9 protein-coding genes are annotated in these 19,982 nt (G+C 49.7%); all 9 read left to right on the top strand.

Features of this window, described 5'->3' with window-relative positions:
• Window positions 1-2 precede the first annotated feature (2 nt).
• The 9 genes from vgrG to EPD17_RS20435 all read left to right on the top strand — a co-directional run bounded on the left by vgrG (window position 3) and on the right by EPD17_RS20435 (window position 19,813).
• Window positions 3-1,748, top strand: coding sequence for a type VI secretion system tip protein VgrG (gene vgrG / locus EPD17_RS19170; protein ID WP_132056073.1), 1,746 nt, complete (start codon window positions 3-5; stop codon window positions 1,746-1,748).
• A 58-nt stretch (window positions 1,749-1,806) separates the two neighbouring features.
• Window positions 1,807-2,088, top strand: coding sequence for a PAAR domain-containing protein (locus EPD17_RS19165; protein ID WP_240040679.1), 282 nt, complete (start codon window positions 1,807-1,809; stop codon window positions 2,086-2,088).
• Window positions 2,089-2,098: 10 nt separating this feature from the next.
• A complete protein-coding gene (locus EPD17_RS19160) occupies window positions 2,099-2,551 on the top strand; it encodes a GPW/gp25 family protein (RefSeq protein ID WP_132056071.1) in 453 nt (150 codons plus the stop codon).
• Entirely contained in the window at window positions 2,551-6,414 is a 3,864-nt protein-coding gene (locus EPD17_RS19155; RefSeq protein ID WP_132056070.1) for a baseplate J/gp47 family protein, read from the top strand. The genes EPD17_RS19160 and EPD17_RS19155 overlap by 1 nt, the downstream gene beginning before the upstream one ends.
• 16 nt (window positions 6,415-6,430) lie before the next feature.
• Window positions 6,431-9,973 (top strand): hypothetical protein, encoded by a 3,543-nt coding sequence (locus tag EPD17_RS19150; RefSeq protein WP_132056069.1) that lies wholly within the window; start codon window positions 6,431-6,433, stop codon window positions 9,971-9,973.
• An 11-nt stretch (window positions 9,974-9,984) separates the two neighbouring features.
• Entirely contained in the window at window positions 9,985-13,965 is a 3,981-nt protein-coding gene (locus EPD17_RS19145) for a PKD domain-containing protein (RefSeq protein ID WP_132056068.1), read from the top strand.
• Window positions 13,962-15,401, top strand: a complete 1,440-nt coding sequence (locus EPD17_RS19140; protein WP_132056067.1) for a contractile injection system tape measure protein — start codon at window positions 13,962-13,964, stop codon at window positions 15,399-15,401. The genes EPD17_RS19145 and EPD17_RS19140 overlap by 4 nt, the downstream gene beginning before the upstream one ends.
• Window positions 15,402-15,606: 205 nt before the next feature.
• Window positions 15,607-19,191 (top strand): eCIS core domain-containing protein, encoded by a 3,585-nt coding sequence (locus EPD17_RS19135; RefSeq protein ID WP_132056066.1) that lies wholly within the window; start codon window positions 15,607-15,609, stop codon window positions 19,189-19,191.
• 235 nt (window positions 19,192-19,426) lie between these two features.
• Window positions 19,427-19,813 (top strand): eCIS core domain-containing protein, encoded by a 387-nt coding sequence (locus tag EPD17_RS20435; RefSeq protein ID WP_132056345.1) that lies wholly within the window; start codon window positions 19,427-19,429, stop codon window positions 19,811-19,813.
• The last annotated feature ends 169 nt before the right edge of the window (window positions 19,814-19,982 follow it).

The following is a 19,982-nucleotide window of genomic DNA, read 5'->3' as shown; positions in this document are numbered from 1 at the left end:
AGATGCCCAACGAAAGAGTCATACCATCCGATGCGCCCAAAACCGTGGCCACCTATACCATCCTTTCGGGGGGCAACGAACTGTCGCGGGAATATCATGTGCTTTCGATTGTGGTGAACATGGAAGTCAACCGCATTCCATCAGCCACCATTATTTTCCTGGATGGCGAACCCGCTAAACAAACATTTGCCATCAGTAATGAACCCCATTTTGAACCGGGAAAAGAGATTGAAATAAAAGCAGGTTATCGCAGCAACGAAACATCCATTTTCAAAGGCATCGTAATCAAACACGCCATCAAGGTGCGGAACAACAATTCGGTGCTGGTGGTTGAGTGCCGCGACAAAGCCGTAAAAATGACCGGTAAGGTCCGCAACCGTTACTTCCGGGAAATAAAGGACAGTGCCCTTATGGAAGAATTGATCGATGCCCACGGGCTGGAAAGCGACGTGGCTCCTACCAGCGTGGTGCACCAGCAAATTGTTCAGTACGGCAGCACCGACTGGGATTTTATGATGTGTCGCTGCGATGCTGCAGGCCTGCTTTGTTTTACCAATGGCGGCAAAATTACCATTCAAAAGCCCCAGTTTGGCGGCAATGCAGCGCTTACCATTCAGTATGGCGCCACCGTGCTGGCCCTGGACGCCGAAATAGATGCGCGGTTGCAATACAAAGCTGTTAAGGGCACCTCGTGGAACTACACCGACCAAACCTTGCTGGAAGGGATAGAGGCCGAAGACCCGGAAGTGCCCGGTGCTGGAAACCTTTCGGCAGATACACTTGCCGGTACTATTGATGCAGATGATTTTACCCTCTACCACAGCGGCAAGATGGAAGAGCCCGAATTGCAGCAATGGGTAAACAGCCGTGCCCTGAAAAACAAGCTGGCCAAAATAAGGGGCCGGGTACGAACTGTAGGCACTGCGGCGGTGGCCCCCGGCCAGTTGATCGAACTAAAAGGCGTTGGCGACCGCTTTGCCGGCAAACTGTATGTAACCGGTGTGCGGCAGGAAGTGGAAGCGGGAACCTGGCAAACGGTATTCCAGTTTGGCATCAACCCCGAGTGGTTTGCCGAAACCTACCCGGTGCAACAGCCGCTGGCCGGCGGCCTGCTTCCCCCCATCGAAGGGCTGCATATAGGTGTGGCCACCGCACTGGAAGATCCCGAGGGCGAACACCGGGTACAGGTGCGCATTCCCGTGATACACAACAGCGACGAAGGTGCCTGGTGCCGGGTATGCTCCCTCGATGCCGGTAACAACAGGGGCAGCTTTTTTTTACCTGAAATAGGCGATGAGGTAATTGTTGGTTTTATCAACAACGACCCGCGTCATGGAGTGGTGCTGGGCATGGTCAACAGCAGCGCAAAGCCGGCACCGCTGGAGGCCAGCGATGACAACCATGAAAAAGGCTGGGTTACCCGCAGCGAACTAAAGCTGTTGTTTAACGACGATCAAAAAAGCATTTTAATTGAAACTCCGGGCGGCAATAAAATACAGATCAGCGAAAAGGAAAAGAGCATTTACCTCGAAGACCAGAACGGCAACAAGCTCACCATGAACGAGGACGGGATACAAATAGAAAGCAGCAAAGACATGGTGCTGAAAGCAACCGGCGACCTGAAAGCAGAAGGCGTAAACCTGGAGCTAAAAGGCAATGCGGCGGCCAAAGTAGAAGGAGGTAGCAGTGCCGATTTTAAATCAGGGGGAACCACCAATGTAAAGGGCAGCATGGTCAATATCAATTAGTGCAAAAAGTAAATACGCAGCTCATTTAAAATAAACCAAACACAATACAACCATGGCAATGGCAGCAAGGGTTGGTGATATGCATACTTGTCCGCTGGTAACCGGCACGGTGCCGCATGTAGGTGGGCCGGTAATGCCACCCGGCCTCCCAACGGTGCTGATTGCCGGGATGCCTGCGGCACGTGTAGGGGATATGCTTACCTGCACCGGGCCACCCGATGCCATTGTTGCGGGTTCGGCCACCGTAATGATTGGCGGGATGCCTGCTGCCCGCATGGGCGACAGCACAGCACATGGCGGGTCTATATTGGTGGGGTGCCCCACGGTAAATATTGGATAAAAAACAGCTTATGGCAACAGGTTTTCAACAGGACGATTTTTTGGGAAAAGGCTGGAGTTTTCCGCCCACGTTTGATCAGGGCCAGAAAGGTGTGTTGATGATGGAAAAAGTGGAGGACATACAGCAAAGCCTGCAGATACTGCTCACTACTGCTGTAGGCGAACGCATCATGCACCCGCGGTATGGCTGCAATATGGATGAAATGGTTTTTAAGGCATTGGATACTACCACCAAAACCATCATCAAAGACAAAATTCGCACTGCCATCCTGTTCTTTGAACCCCGCATCGATGTGGTGGGCATTGCCATGAATGCGGTGAATGAACTGGAAGGGGAGATCCTGATTGAAATCGAATATGTGGTAAGGGCCACCAATTCGCGGTTCAATTTTGTTTTTCCTTATTACATCAATGAAGGAACGGAACTGAATTTTTTGGTCACCGATAAATCCCTGCTGAAGTAATGGGTTGCGGCCACCATACAAATCCCCTGCAGCGTGGCGGAACAGGCCAGCAGGACCGGTTGTTGCCGGCCATGAACACCCATTATGCCCGTGTGGACGAACACAGTGTTGGCGACGCTATTTTTTTTGCCGGCGAGTTTTCCCGCTTTCTACATTATTACGATGGTTCTTATAAACAGGCCGGCGACTGGACGCCTTTTTTTACCTCCGATGTTTCGGCGCACCTGGCCGGTGCAGCCATTCAAAACATTGGCTTGTACCGGCAGGCTGTAAAACAGCGATTTGATTTTTTAAAAAGCGATGATCATCGCGGGGATACTGCGGGCTTGAAGGCCCATTTTAATGACCTGCTCAGCGCTTTGTTTACTTTATCCAAGGCCTTGGATGATTATACTGCAAAACTACCCGACGACCTGGCATTAAAAAATACATTGCTCAACCTGGTCCAGTCCAAATTATCTTTTTCCCTGCACCGGTTGTTGGGTTACTTCCGTGCCGCTGCGGAAAACTTTCATTACCTCGATGCAGGCCTTACGGGTACTACCTGGCGCATCCTCAACCAGGAAATTATTCCAGCAGCCGATTTGGTGGCAGGTATTGGTTTTGGTAAAAATTGGTGGGTGGTAAAAGGGGGCAACTCCCTGCTGAATTATGCCTGGCTCGAGGCCAACCGGGGCGCTGTTAGCGGTGCTCCGGCACTGCTGGCATCAATTGGCAGTTGGGCTGATTATGTAGCATCGGTAGCAGCCGATGAAAGCATTTTTTCCAGCGCATTGGTTCAGCCCGCCGATCCGGAAGCAGTGCGGGTTTACCGAAGCCTGCAGCATGCCGCCAACCACAACCTGTTTACCGGCATTTTTGACCAATACCTGGCCGGATACACCAAGCTTGTTGCAGATGCTGGCGCCGCACTGGAACAAACGCTTACCAACCGGGATAGCCACCAACCGCATTATGCCTTATTTCTGGCTTTTTTGAAACTGTTTCAAACAGTACAGCAAAGTGCCAATACGCTTACAAAGCGCCATCTTGATTTTTACTACAACGAGGTGCTGCGGTTACAACCAAAACCTGCGGTGGCCAATAAAGTGCACCTGCTGGTAACGCTGGCCAAACAGGTGTCCCAACACATATTGGTGCAGGGCACTCGTCTTAAAGCGGGTAAAGACAGCAAGGGAAAAGATGTGGTGTACACCCTGGATGCCGATTATACTTTTAGTAAAGCAGCGGTTGTTGAATTGAAGTCTTTTTATATGGCCACCGAAGCGGATTCGGTAAAGGACTATTCAAGTGGAACGCCAGTAATGCAACAAGCCAACGATGGCCGGTTGTTTGCCGCTCCTATTGCCAATAGCGCCGATGGATTGGGTGCATCCATTATCACACCGTTAAAAGAGTGGCACCCTTTTGCAAACAGGGAATGGCACAACGGCGCCGTTACCCGGATGGCCATGCCCAAAGCGGAGGTGGGTTTTGCCTTTGCCTCGCATTACCTCCATCTTGCCGAAGGGGCAAGAACGATTTTGATAAAGCTGGTGACGGATAACAATAGCCTGCTGCAAGGTGCTTTATTTGATTGCTATGTAACCACCGAGAAGGAATGGTTGAAAACTCCGGCCCCCGAAATTTCAATGGGCACATTTACCAACCCCACAACAACCCAATGCGTCCAGGTTAAAATAACCCTCAACAGCAGCCATCCTGCATTAATCCCGTTTGATGCCGCTGTTCATGGCAGTGGTTTTGAACAATTGTTGCCGGTGATAAAGCTGGTGCTGCGCCACGATGATCTACAGGTATTCAAATACAACAGCCTCCGCAACCTAACGGTCAGTAAAGTGGAAATACGGGTGGAAGTGGGCGGCAATAGCGGCTTTGATCAAAGCGGCATTAAAGACCTGCAACTGGCTGGTGATACCGGCACTTTCGATGCCGCAAAACCTTTTCAGCCATTTGGTGCACAACCCAAAAAACAGGCATCGCTAATTATTAGCAATAAGGAAATATTCAGTAAAAAAAATACAGCACTCCGTATCAACCTCGATTGGGCACATTTACCTGCAGCAAAAGCCAACATAAAATATTCGGGAGCATCTGATGCGGATACAAGCACACCCGGTGCCGAAGTAAGTTTTTTAAACGGGGGCATATGGGGTAAAAATGGCGCAACCGGCAACCTTTCTTTGTTTGATACGGCCAACAAACCACAGGTTTCGTTGGGGCCTCTTTCGGTGCCTGATGCTGCTTTAAGCCATTTTGCCGCACCCTACTTGCCGTTGAACAGCAACAGTAAAACAGGTTTTGTAAAACTGGCGCTGGATGCAGATTTTGGTCATACTGCCTACCAGGAAGACCGCACCATTCACCTCATTAACGCGTCAAAAACAGATGCGGCAGCATCCAAGTTTACCGGCGTGGAGCCATACACTCCTGTCGTGCAATCCATTTACCTCAGCTACACTGCATGGCAGGTGGTTGATCTAACGGTAACGGACAAGGGCAATTTTCAAAAAGAGGAAATCCGTTTTTTTCACCTGCATCCATTTGGCGTAGCCGAACAACACAACTACCTCAATCAAACTTTCAGTAATGTAAGCGCCATCTATTTGCTGCCCCAGTTCAGGTTTGCACCTGTTGCAGGCAACAGGCCCGCCGAGTTTTATATTGGTTTGGAGCAACTGCATCCCAACGAAGTAGTGAACATCCTGTTCCAGGTATTGGAAGGCAGTACGGATCCGCGGGTGGCCAAGCCCGGGAATCATGTTCGCTGGAGTTATTTAAGCAACAATTTTTGGATTGATTTCAAGGACCAGGATGTGGTCGATGCCACTTTAGGATTGTTGCAATCGGGCATTATTTCGTTTTTCATTCCACCTGATGCAACCAACAACAATACTTTGTTGCCCCAAGGAAAGCTTTGGCTGCGGGCATCCATTGCCGCTGCGGCCGATGCAGTGGCCAAACTGTTGGGCGTTTTTGCACAGGCAGCCCGCGCCACTTTTTTACCCCAAAACAATGCCCCTGATTTTTTGGATGCGCCTATGGCTGCTGGTACCATTACCCGGCTCGAAGTTCCAGATGCAGCAGTAAAAAAAGTAGTGCAGCCGTTTCCTGCATTTGGCGGCCGCGCCAAGGAAAGCGAGAACCATTATTACCTGCGCGTTAGCGAACGCCTGCGGCACAAAGGCCGGGCGGTTTCGATATGGGATTACGAACACCTGATACTGGAAGCTTTTCCCGCGATCTACAAAGTGAAATGCCTCAACCACACCGGGATTGTGCAAGATGGCGGCGTGGAACAAACCAACGAACTGAAACCTGGTTCCGTATTGATCATCACCATTCCATCCTTAAAAAACCGCAACGATGCCCATCCCTTGCGGCCTTATACCAACCAGGATACGTTGACCCGCATCGAACATTTTATCCGGCAAAAAGTATCGCCGTTTGTGGTGGTGGCTGCCAGGCATCCCCTGTTTGAAGAAGTCGCCATTTCGTTTTCCTTGCAATTGAAAGCGCAGTACCGCGACTTTACTTTTTACAGTCGCCAACTGCAGGAAGAGATCGTACGTTTTCTGACGCCCTGGGCTTATGATGGCCATGCCGTTATACAGTTTGGCGGCAAGGTATATAAGTCGGCGCTGATCAATTTTATCGAAGAAAGATATTATGTGGAATACATCACCAATGTAGTATTACATCATTACCGGGGCAGTGATGTAAGCAGCGGAGCAGACCTGGAAATAGTTACCGCATCAACGGCCCGCAGCATATTGGTATCGGTGCCCGCTGAGCGGCATTCCATTGTGGCTGCCACCCTAACACCAGCAACCAACCGGGCTGAATGCGCACCGGCCATATAGCAATAAATAAATCATTTTGCAGCAAAGCATCACCATAAAAAAACTTTCCACAACCGCCGCCGCCGGCGACTATGCATGGCTGCGCCAAAAAGGACTGGAGTATATACAAAACCTGGGCAGCAGGTTCTGGACCGATTATAATATTCATGACCCCGGCATCACGCTGCTCGAGGCGCTTTGTTATGCGCTTACCGACCTGGGTTACCGCACGGGCCGCGATATCAAAGACCTGCTGGCCACCCCGCCCAATGCTGTTCCGGACCACAACCGGCAGGGCTTTTTTACCCCCCGCCAGATACTCACCATCAATCCCCTCACTATCGACGATTACCGGAAATTGCTTGTTGATATTGATGGTGTAAAAAACGGCTGGCTTCATCCTAAAGCGTGTCCCTGCGAAGGTTTTTACCTGTATGCCAACTGTGCCGAAAGCAGGCTGCAATATGTGCCCACGCCGCCGCCCCTTTTACCAGTGCTGATTCGTGGACTTTATGATGTGCTGGTAGAATTTGATGACGATGAAAAATCGGGCAACCTCAATAGCGGCAAGGTGGCTTTTAAGTTTAATTTTCTCATTTCCGATGGCATGGCAACAGCGCTGATCGAGCTGCGGTTGCCTTCGTGGCAGGGGCTGGAGGCCGATAAGGAACGCTACCGCCTTTTTCTAAAACCCGGTTGCCGCATTACCGCCATTGCAGTGGAAAGCATTTCCAAAATAAAAAGAGATAGCGGGTTGCCCATTACCGACATTGATTTATCCGACAGCAATGTGCTGCGCCGCCCTGTGTTTGTTACGCTTGCTGTAACCTACGATCCCGAAGGCAACGGCGCTGTTTTGCCCTTGCCTGTGCTTCGTTTTGAAGATGTGCCCATGAGCCTTTGGTTTGGCTCCAGCGCCGCCCGCAAAGAGTTGCAGGATCTGCAAGCCTTAAAAGATGCATTGTCCGATGTTTCGGACGGCGGCATTGTGCCGCGGTACCTGGCCAAGATCAGGCAAGCCGATGCCGTGATTGTCCAGACGAGTGCCGTGCTACATGCCCACCGCAACCTGGCGGAAGACTATTGCTCCATCCGTGCCATCGAGGTGGAAGACATTGCCGTGTGTGCCGACCTGGAAGTAGAAAACGATGCAGACATTGAAGCCGTGCTTGCAGAAGCTTATTACCGCATCGACCAGTACTTCAGTCCCGACATCAGGTTTTATTCTTTGAAGGAATTGGTGGATAGCGGCATGCCGGTAGATGAAATATTTGAAGGGCCGCAGTTAAGCAACGGGTTTATCAACAATGAACAACTAAAAAGCACCCAGTTAAAAGAGGTGTTGCATGTATCCGACATCATCAACCTGCTGGCCGATATTGAAGGAGTCAGGGCCGTAAAAAACCTGGTGCTTAGCCGCTACGATGCCGATGGAAACATTGCCCAAAAAAGGGACGACCGGGGCAGGCTGGTAGGCGATGTGGAATCGTGGAGTATGCCGGTGCGGTTTGCCCACCAGCCACGCCTGTACATGGAAGCCAGTAAAATTTTAGTTTTTAAAAACGGGTTGCCTTTCCTGCCCGATGTACTGGAACTCAACGACACATTGCAGGTAGTTAAGGGTAAAAATGCGCCCCTCAAACTGGCCATATCCGAAAACGATTTTCCGGTGCCCACCGGCCGTTATTTTGATTTGAAAGAGTATTACCCGGTGCAAAACACACTGCCGCAAACCTATGGTGTGGGCGAAGCCGGGCTGCCTTCCACTGCATCGCCCCTGCGGCGGGCACAGGCGCAGCAACTAAAAGCATACCTATTGTTCTTTGAACAAATGCTGGTGAACTACCTGCATCAACTGGCACATATCGGCGACCTGTTTGCCCTGGATAAGGCGGTGACGCATACCTATTTTACGGGGTTTATCGGCAACGAAATGCTTACAGGCATTGAAGACAGTGCCGGCGGTTTGTACAAAGATTTTTCCGCAGCCAAACTCGAAGGCCTGGTGGAGCGGCCATTTGATGGGGCGGCAGATGCGGACAACGACCCTGTTTTCCTGGACCGGCGCAACCGGTTTCTAGATCATATGCTGGCCAGGTTTGGCGAACAGTTTAGCGACTATGCGTTGATGTTATATGCCTACCACCAGGACCGGCAAAAAACCGACGCGCAACTGATCAGCGATAAGATCGATTACCTGAAAGCCTTTCCTTTTACCAGCGCCAACCGGGGCCGCGCCATCAACTACAGGGATGCGGCGCATGTATGCCACAGTGCCAATGTTGCGGGGCTGCAAAAAAGGATCGAGTTGCTGCTCAATCTCGATGACGAAGGATACCTTACCTACTTTGAATGGACCACAACCTGCGATGCTACCGGGACCATTACCCACCGGCACTGGCAATTGGTGGATGAAGCAGGCGAAGTGTATTTGCGCAGCGCCAAAAACTATGCAGCCCTGGCCCTTTCCAACGCAATGGAAAAGGGAAAAAAGGACATAGCCCTGACTTATCAGTTCTTTGCACAACCGGATCATTATACTTTGGTAAAGGCATCTAAATGGAGCCTGAATTTGACGGATGGAGCAGGGAACATTTTAGCAACTGCACCCCATTTGTTTACCACCAAAACCGCGGCAGGGGCGGCACGGGACCGCACCATTGCCTGGGCACAAAAAATCAGCATCAGGGAAAAGTTGTTTGTAGTAGAGCACCTGTTGCTGCGGCCCCGGAACAAACCCGATGCTTCCCTTTATTTCGAATTGTATGAAGAGCGGGACACCGATGGGGTGCTTTTTGAAAGAAGGTGGCGCCTGATCGATGCTTCACGGAAAATATACCTGAGCAGCAGCACCCGATATTCGGATCCGGACCTGGCGGCTGCCACGCAAAAGGCAAGGGCCGAAATAGCAGCTGTGTGCCGGCATATTTATAATCCTGCCCGGTATCAGGTAAAAAAAGAGATCAAATGGGTGCTGAACCTGCTGGATGAAACCGGTGAAGTAATAGCCACCCGCAAACAACATTTTGCTACGCAGGGTGCCGCCATTGCTGCCCGCGACCAAATTTTACAACGGGTGGCTTTTCATGGTGCCGAAGGCGCGCCACTGGGTGTGGGCCACCTGCTGCACACCACGCAGGTGCCCCTGCCCGGGCCCATACGGAACGGCGATCCATTGCTCCCGGTTTGCCTGTCGGGCAATTGTGGCGGCTGTGGCGATGAAGACCCCTATTCCTTTCGCATTACGGTGGTGGTAAATGGCGAAGACGGTCCCGCAGCCACCGATATGGCTTTCCGTGATTTTGCCGAACAAACCATACGCCTGGAGGCACCGGCACACCTGGGTGTAAAACTGTGTTGGGTCAGTAAAAAACAGTTGCGCCAGTTTGCAGCTGTGTTTTGCCGTTGGCGTACCGAATTGGCCCGGCCCGAACGGGATGATGTGGTGCTGCACCAGCGGTTGTCTGCACTGCTCGAGGTTTTTTCGACACTGAAAAATATTTACCCGCCTGCCACCCTGCACGACTGTGTTGACGGCAACGACGAAAACAGGGTGTTGCTGGGCCGCACCATCATTTAAAAATTGAGGTTATGATGCCAGAGTTTACCGTATTTCCGGAGTTTGTGCCCGACCAGGTACTTACCTCCGAACACCTGAACAACCTGTTCGAATACCTGGATGAACAAGAACGATTGACACGGGCTTCGCTGCTGGGCATTGGCATAGTGTGCGGCCTCGAGGTTAAAACAACCGGCAACAGCATCACCATCACAAAGGGTGTGGGTATTACCTCGGGGGGGTATCTTATCAGGCAGGAAACCGACCTTACCTATACCGCATTCAAAGCCTATGATGCCGTGCAGGAAGTGTACTACGAAAAAATGGTGCACTTGGAAATGGACCCCAAAAGGCAAAAGTTTGACCTGTATGAATTAAAAGAAAATACATCGGAAACAGGCAGCAGTTCGCTGGCAGCCATTCCAGGTGGATTGGCTCCTTATGTAGTGCTACTGTTTGTTGAATTGTTGCACAATCAAAGCAAAAACTGCGATCCCAATTCCTGCGACGATAAGGGCATCAACATCACCATCAGCATACGACCCCTGCTGGTGGCTAAAAACCTACCACCGCCTTACACCGATTCGTTGAAAGGCATAACCGGAAATCCCGCAACGCTCCACAGCAACTTGCGGCTGCCATGCATCAAGATGCCCCGCTACAATGTGCCCGCCACTGGTTTGATTACCTCTGAAAATGTACTGAATGTGTACACCGGTATTTTAAGCGATGCTTTTCTGGATGCTGTTCAGGCTTCACTGTCCGGGGCACACCAAACATTTTTGCCCTTAATGGGTGGCGGCACCGATCCGTTTGATGACCTGAAAACAAAATTCAGTTTCCTGCGCAACATCACTACCAAAGGACAATTGCTGCACCTGCAATACTATTACGACATCATCAGCGACCTGTTGCAAGCTTATGATGAATTGCGTGCAGTGGGCAACAACATCTTAAGCATGTGTTGTCCTGATAAGTCCCTGTTTCCACGCCATCTGCTATTAGGCGAGGCGGCTGGCAGTACAGCAATGTTTGGTGACCATCGCCACTATTTTATTTATTCGCCCTTATTTGAAAGAAAAAACTGGGTCCACGAATTGCGCTTTCTGATGAAACGGATGCAGGCCCAAAAAGACCGGTTGTCCATTCCTCCGTTTGTGTCCACACCACCGGCTCCGATTGGGATTAAAATCACGCCCAGTTTGTTCGGAGGCCAGCCGCTTTCCGAAAAAGCCATTCCCTATTATTACACGCCTTCGGTGTTGTACCCGCTTTGGAATTTTAAAAAATCGGTACGCAATGAAATGGGTGAAAACTTGTCGTATCATGGCGAAACTTATGGCACCCAAGATTGGGTAAAAAACCCGCTGCGCTACGACCTGGAGCCCGCCAACTTTTTGCGGATCGAAGGACATATAGGCCGGAAGTTTTCGGATGTTTTGGCCGAACTGACCAACCTGAAAAGCACCAACCGCTTGCCGTTTGATGTGGTGGTATTGCGCACCGGTGCACCACCTGCGGGTAAAAAAGAAACGGCCGAAGCACTTGCCGGCTGCGATCTGCGCGACCTGCAGATATCCTATGAAATTGTGCGGCGTGAATGGGAAGCCGTTGTTGGTCAGATGATCGAATACCTCAATGAAGACCAGCAGCGGAAAAGGAGGTTGTTGAACGAGTTGAGTGTGGGTTCGGATGTTTACGGCGATTACCTCGCTACAATGGTATTGGCCAAAACATTTATGGTGCCCGATATTAATGCCTTTATCAGCCGGTGGCACGAGTTTCTGGTGCCGGTGTGTGAAAGGCTTGAAGCAGACAGCAAAATGATCAGCAGCTTTTTGTTCGACCGGATGCAAAATAACCGCATGGAGGAAGATGACCGAATTCTTGCAGAAGACTTTATTGATAGTTGCGATGAAGTGGAATTGAGTTGTAAAAAAGGCACCTTCCGGGCTATTTACCAGCAATTTCAAAACCGGCTGGCGGAAACCTACAGCAACCTGTACTTTAATTTTTTTATACAAAAACACCCGGGCATACAACATAAGGCAGGCGTGCCTTTGGGCGGAACGTTTATCCTCGTGTATCACCACGAAGCAAAGGGCGGCACTGTCAACGGGTCGTTCACCATCGAAGGCACTGCCAACATAAATGCGGGAATATTATTGGGCAGGGCAGTTGCCAGTTTTGCCAACAAAACCGCCGATGCCACACTTGATTTGGAGTCCGGAAAATTTTCGGTGCAGGTAGATAGCCTTCCGGCCACCATCCTCATCTCTCTTGTGTTTCGTAAAGGCGGCAGAACACTTTTTGAAGAACGGACGACCATTCTCAATGCTACCTCCGATGTATTGGAGCCGGTGCAATTTTCAGAAAGCATCAGGTTTACACTGGCCGTTCGCGACCGGAGCAACAATGTATTCAGCACCTTGCAGCAGGGCGACGTGATTGCCGACTTTTACCTGCCTTACCTCTGTGCATCCAATTGTACGCCCATCCAGTTCCTGGTACAGGAACCGGTAAACAAGGGCCCGGTAGCCAATGCCGGTCCCGACCAGCGTTTTGCCCTTCCCCAAACGGCGGGCACTTTAGACGGTAGTGCCTCCACAGATCCGGAAGGCAAGCCCCTGAGTTTTTCGTGGAGCTTGGTAAGTCCACAGCAGGCTGTGCAGTTTTCCGATCCGCTGCTGCCCCAGGTAGAAGTTTCCAATTTAACGGCACCCGGCGATTATGTGTTTCAGCTAACGGTGTCCGATGGTGTGTCGAGCAACAGCGACCAGGTTACCATAACGGTAGACCCGCCACCCAATCAATTGCCCACAGCCGTTGCCCGGGCATCCAGCGAATCGGTGGAGTTGGGTGGAATGGTAACCCTGACCGGCACCGGCACCGATCCCGAAGGCGGGCCGCTAGCTTTTGCATGGGTGCAAAAAAGCCCGGCACAATTGGCTGCCATCGGAAACCCCAATGCAGCCACCACTGCCGTTTCCAGTTTTGCCACAACAGGCCCGCATGTATTTGAACTTACGGTTACTGATGACCGTGAGGGAGAAGCTTTTGATGCTGTAACGGTGGTGGTGCGGCCACGAAACGCCCCGCCTGAAGCATTTGTAAAAACGCCGGTTGATGTGCAGTTGCCCCAAACCCACACCGTTTTGGACGCTACCGCATCAAAGGATCCCGAAGGAGGAATACTTTCCTATCGTTGGGAAAATGCAGGACCTCCTTTAAAGATCGCGAATCCAGGTTCGGTGATACCCATTGTGTACGATCTGAACGAAGCAGCAGATTATTTGCTGAGACTAACGGTTACGGACGACCGCAACCAATCTGCGCAGGCCATTGCAACAATTAGGGTGCGGGGCAAACGCGGACGGGAAGGGTGCAAACCTTTACCCACGCTGGAGCATGGCTTCCAAAGTTTTTTGGAAGAACACAAGGAGATCATGGACAAAGTAAAAGAACAGTTTCCGCTGCTGCCTGGCGTGGAGTTTTATTTTGCCCAACTGCAACAGCGCTCCATTGCTACCAACTCCATCCCAAGCCAGCTTGAATTTTTTAATGGCTTTCGATTTTTGCCCACAGGCGGCGATGGTGGAGGGGGCGACCGGGTAACCATTATAGAAGCCATCTTAATTTGGTTGAAGGCATTAATAAAAGCCATCGAAAATCCAGATGGATCCCAGCTTAGAAAGCCCCTGTTCGACCTGTACCTTTTGCTGGTTTCTCTGGCCGCATATATTGGCTGCATTCAACGCGATCCGCAAGCCGCATTAAAGGTGGAAGTGGCCGAAGTGTTTAAAAATATTGCCGATCATTTGCAGGCGCTGGAGCCGGTGATGAACCAGTTTAAAGAAGGCGACCTGTTTCAACTGGTAATGCTGCGGGTGTTGATCGATGATGAAATTTTTCACATCAACAACACGGGACAAACGGAACATAAAAAGGAATTGCTTGAGTTGCTGGAAAAAATAAAGAACCGTATTGATGCGCTTTTTAATGCAACATCATGAGTGGCCAAAACATCATCTGCAAACAGGTTGTCTCAATAGACTTTCAGTCAAACGAAGCGGAACCTTTTGCCGTGCAGGAACAGGCAACAAAATGGTGCAACGAAATGCTGGCGCCTGCCATTGCAAGGGCATTAGAACCCTTGTGTGCGCAAACTGATATCATCCGGATGGATTCGCTTGTAATTGATGTTTCATCAGATCCAGATCCATTCACGCCCCTTTTGGCTGAACAAATTGCCAAGGCACTGCTGCAGCAAATAGAAGCCGCCAGGGCATCGGCCCAGCCTACAACAATCATAAACAGTGAACAATCTTTTGAAGAAGCTTTCCTGTTTTTTCTAAGTCATGGATACCTACCCTGGTGGTGCAGCAGCACAAGTAGTGAGGTATTCGGCCAAAAGGTGCGCCTTTTGGCGGGGCACATTTCTGAACCCGGCCGGAGGCAAATGCGCCATTTGTTGTCGGGTAAATTAATTGCCCGCCGGATGGTAATGGTCCTGAATGATGAAGTGCTGTTGCTGTTGCTGTCGGCCATTACCGGTGAAGATGCAGCCGCACTTAAAGAAAGTTTGACCCAAATAGAAACATTGGCGCAACTTATTGAAAACGGGGATTTGAACCGCAACTTTTTGCAGGAAACCACCACGGATTTTGTTTGCGCATTGGTTAGTGCCATACCCCTGCCGCAGGGAGCAGCCCTTCGGCTGTTGCTGGAAGGAAAACCTGTGGGTTTACAAGAAAATAAGGCTATTGAATCCGTGTTGCACAACTGGGTGCTCGCTTACCAGATGCCCGTGGATGGCTTGCTGCAGGTGCTGAAAAATATTTATAGCATACTACCGGGTAGGAACATGCGAAAAAATATAATGAATCAAAACCTGTTGGAGTTGCAACAGCCTTTACAAGCAGCACAGGCAAATACGGAAGTGCCTCCAATGCATACATCCGGTTTTTACATCAACAATGCAGGGTTGATTTTGGTGGCTCCTTTTCTGCCCCGTTTTTTTGCCAACCTGGGCATAATTGCCGATGGCAGGTTCAACAGCAAAGACCTTGCAGTAGCCTTAATGCAATACCTGGTGAGTGGAGCCGAGGAATACGCCGAATACGACACCGTTTTTGCAAAACTGTTGTGCGGCATGGAGCCGGAGGCGCCCATTGTTTTGATACCTCGTTTACCCGAAGGGTTTAAAGAAGAATCTCGGTTGCTTTTAGAGGCCATAATTGGGCACTGGCCGGCGCTGAAGAATACTTCGGTTGCCGGGTTGCAGGAAGCATTTTTACAACGGGAAGGAAAACTGTCGCTGCAGGAAAATACATGGGTGTTGCAGGTATCGCAAAAAGCCTACGACCTGTTGCTGAACGACCTTCCTTGGACCATCCACACCGTAAAGCTTCCGTGGATGGGCCGGGCAATTAGAACAGAGTGGGTTTGAATTGGGGTGCGGATCGTTTTTGTTTATGGTTGATAAAATGGCTGCCTGATTTGCTCATTTTTAAATGGTTATTCAGAAGCCACGCCTTTGGTTATAAAACCTGCAGGTAATGTGCGACCTTTAGCAATAGACCCTGTGATGAAGTAATCAAAGAATGTTGTTCTCATTTATGAGTAAGTAAATCAATTATGAAAATGCAATAATAGTGTTCACTGCCGCCGAAAAAACAAACAGGCATACCGCGGTTGTACAGCAAAAAACAACCGAAGGCCTTTTCTCCCGGAAGGCGGCGGAACCCTTTTTTGGCCTTAAGGAACCTAAGCATTTTTTTGGTCCTGCCCTGCAGGCAAAAACTGCCATCAGCAGTCCCGACGACCCGCAGGAAAAGGAAGCCGATGCCGTTGCCGCAAAAGTAATGCGCATGCCCGATGCAGCAGTAGCCCCGCAAGAAAAGGAGGAAGAAACCGGCCTGCAGCGCAAGGAAAAAGAATTAGAGGACAAACCGGCACAGCCTGCCATTCAAGCTAAAAGCGAACCTCCTGAAGTAAGAAAAGAACAAGAACAATTAGTGCAGCCAAAGCAAACGGGAATGGCCATATCCCGCCAGCCGGTTCGCCCCTATGTTTTGCAACGTACCGGCAGGGGACCATCCAATCTTGACGCAACATTTGAAGATATATTGACCCACTCTAAAGGAGCAGGGAGTGCTTTGCCCGCACCCACCCGCCAATTAATGGAGCAAAAAATCCGTGCAGACTTTAGCAAGGTGCGCATTCATACAGGTCCCGTTGCAGAAAGCTTGTGCAAGGCCATCAACGCGCAGGCATTTACTCACGGTAGTGATATTTATTTTAACAGCGGGAAATTTGCTCCGGGCACTGCTGATGGAATGGCTTTGCTGGCCCACGAACTCACGCATACCATTCAGCAAGGCAGCATTCCCCTCATTCAACGAAAAGCGGATGCATCGCCTGCTTTAGCCACACCGCCAAACACATCTGCAGCGCTAAATACTGGTGTATTCAACCCGGCCGAATCCATTGCTGCCTATGTAGCCGAAGCAGGCCACAAGGGCAATACCATCAATGCCCATTTCGGCAACCATGCCTCCGGTTCCCTGCGGGTAAGGAAAAACAAAAAAGGATTTTACGAAACCATCGGCAGCGGTTTTCAAGCCTTACCGTTACAACTGTCTGTATTGCAGCCGCTGGCTAACGCAGGCATCACTCCTGTACTCGCCGTAAAGATTTCCGGCGAAAGCAAAATAGAAGGCTTTGTCACCATCGCCACCGGTAAAACAGGTGCTGCAGGGATGCCTTCGGCAGTTTTTGATTTCATCCGCAAAAATCCCCTCCTGATGAACTGGGCCGGCATGCAAAACATGTTGGCCAAAAGGGACAATATTGAAAATAAGATCGATGGCGACCGGATCATTTTTAAAATAAATGACATCAGCCTGACCCTGAGTGGATTTGTAGCTGCTAAAATGAATATCGGGCTGGTAAATTCAGCGCTTACGGTAGAAGGCAATGCGGTGGTTTCTATAAAAAATCTCACCAACGGCCAGCTTCAATTTCACCGCGATGAAGGGGGCAATTTAAAGGGAGCTTTTGAAGTTCAAACCAACATCAAAAATTTTGCGGGGGTAGTAAGGGGAAGTTTCCTGAATGGCATTTTTGATATTCAGGGCAAGGCAGCGTATACCACCGATAAACTGCGCGGCGAAATAAACATCATTGTTACCGATGCACGGCAGGCAAGGGCCGCTGTATTGCAGCAACTGGAGCCGCAGCAAATAGGGCAGGAGGCCGCTGCTGCTGCCGGGGCCAATGATGTACCCGCAGGGCCGCAGCCGGGCCCACGTGTAATAGCCGGTTGGGGTGTGCTGGATTTTGCTTTTAATAAATGGCTTACGGGATCTGCAAAAGTGATCGTTGATGCTGAAGGACATGTAACGGTACACGGCGAGATTACACCGCCTGCTACGGTGCCACTTTTCCCGGCAAAGCCTTATCGGTCACCCAATTTTATCGACCTGCATCCAAAATTCAGATGGGGTGTTCCTTACGTTGCGGATGTGCACATTGGGTTGGATTTCCTGTTGTATGCCGAAGCGCAGATCGGGCCGGCAGTTTTAAAAAATATTCAGGTCGTTGGCAACTATTCTACCGACCCGGCCCTGTTCAACGACTTCCGGATCCAGGGCACTTTTAACCTGATAGGGTATGCTGCACTGGTATTTAGTTTTGGTGCGCATGCGGGTGTAGGTATCCTTGGGTTTGATATTGATTTGGGTGGAAAAGTAAATGCCAAAGCCGGCATCAAAGGTTATGTGGAAGCCACACCTGTGATCGGGTACCGCGAGGTGGCCGATCCTGTTGCCGGTAAAAAGGGTGAATTTTTTATCAAGGGAACCGCCGAACTGGCTGCCCAACCGTTCCTTGGGTTGGAAGGCATGATTACGCTGGCCGTGGATAGCCCCTGGCCGGTACCCAATTTCGGTCATGAGTGGCCGGTAGGAAAACTGGAATACCCTTTACCTGGCCAGTTTGGCATTGGCCTGACCTTTGGCGAATACATACTGGGTTCAGGTGAATGGCCCACGGTGGATTTCAACCAGGTAAGCTTCGACCCCGATAAGTTTGCCGACGACCTGCTCGAAGAAAATGTGCCACCCAAGGGGGCGCATGTATCAGAAAAGGCCGGCAATTTTGCCGACAAGCAAAAAGGAGAAGAAGTGCCGCCACCACCGCCGGTAGTAGAAGTGCCGCTGCCCAAACAAAAAGGCAAAAAGGGCAAAGTGCCCAAAAAAGTAGTGGAAAAGGCGGGTGCACAAATGGGCGAACAGCAGCCCCATGAAAAGTACGAACCCGAAAAGGCTGCAAAAATCGCCACTGCCATCAAAGAGCTGCATGCACTGGAAGCACCGTTACTTACCAATGGAAAGCTATCGCATGAAGAAGCATTGAAAGTGGCACGGGAAATTAAAAAAGCCCACAGCGTATTTACCAGCCTTACCGTAGTAGATGATGGGGATAAGTGGGATTATGAATATACTGGAAGTAGTGGAAAAATTTCAGGAAGAGTCAAAGACATGGGAACTCCCAAAGCTTCTGAATATAAACCTTCACCTCTAGACGAAAATGGTCGGGCGACACAGGTTATTGGAAAACTTGGATTTTCTCCTACATTAATAGCTGCAGAAAGAAATATGGCCACTCCATCACCAGGAAAGTTTTTAATCCCCTCAGAATTTAAGTATAATGATGGTCACCTTCTACCTCTTTCTTTTGGAGGTCCTGATAATGATCCCAGAAATTTAGCCGCCATTTCTGTGGGTACCAATAGACAATTTAGTGAGGTCGAGGGAAAAGTACGAAGGGAACTTCAGAACAATCAAGACGCTATTTTGCAATATCAGGTAGAGTGTGAATATGCAAAGAATGGTCCATCAGAATTAGAAAGCTGGATGGTCGCATATTATTCAACTAACGAAACAAAAGACCATTATAATGGAGTAGGTGTTCTAATTTTTGATATGGTTAAACAAGGTAGATGGAGTAGTGATATGTTGGTGCGAAAGCTAAATATAACTCGGGATGAATACGTAGAGATTGAACGGATATTAAAATTAAAAACTGCTTATTTTTATTTGCCGAACAATTTCACTATTACCGTAAATACTTTAGCCGGTAATGCATCAGTAGCGGGAGGCCATTTTAGTAATCATCTTCCTAATCCAAAAAATCCTTCCAAGCCACTAGTTCCAAAAATGTTTATGAGTAAATAATTTAAGGAAAAATTTAGTAGTGAAATGGTTCTAACCAGGCCATGCAGAACAATAATGAATGAAAGAAAAAATTAGATTATTTATGAAACCAACTTTCCTTCGCCGCTGCCGCCGCAACATAGGCCGTTCGAAAGACAGTTGTTTTTTCAAAAAATAAAATTCAGAACAAAGTTTTTTCGACAGTCATCCAACGCATGAAACATTCTTTCATCCTGTCACAAATTCGCAGGCATCCATCCAGCGTAAATGCGAAAAATGCGAGGAAGAAGGGAAGCATGTAAATCGCCTTCCCGAACAGCAAAAAGACGAAGAAAAGAAACTTCAAAAGCAGGAACCTTCTTCCGCTACCAATGCAAATTATTCAAACGTTGCTTCAAACTATATCCATTCACTTGGCAACGCAGGCCAGCCACTTCCTCATCAGGAACAGGCTTTTTTTGGGCAAAGCATAAACCATGATTTCAGCAATGTAAAAATCCATACCGGCATCGAAGCCGCAACATTGGCACGAAACATCAACGCAAAAGCGTACACCATTGACGATATTGTTTTAACGAAGAACAATAACAACCAGCCGCGCAAAAAGGAAAAAAGCTATTGGCTCACGAACTGGCCCATGTAGTGCAGAACGGCGCAGGCAAATCAACTGCGTCCATATGATGCTCCGGATTTATAAAGAAAACCCGCGCCAGTTGCCACCGGAACGGGTTCTACAAGGCCACCTTGAAACGTTGTTCGACTCCAAGTGCTGTGCAACCGAGCCGACCTCGCGGGGTCCTGTTAATCGAAAC

Origin of the sequence: Pseudocnuella soli (assembly GCF_004347775.1) — a bacterium.
Lineage (GTDB): Bacteria > Bacteroidota > Bacteroidia > Chitinophagales > Chitinophagaceae > Flavisolibacter > Flavisolibacter aquaticus.
Note: the sequence above shows the minus strand (reverse complement) of the source record. Positions and strands in the feature narration are given on the sequence as shown.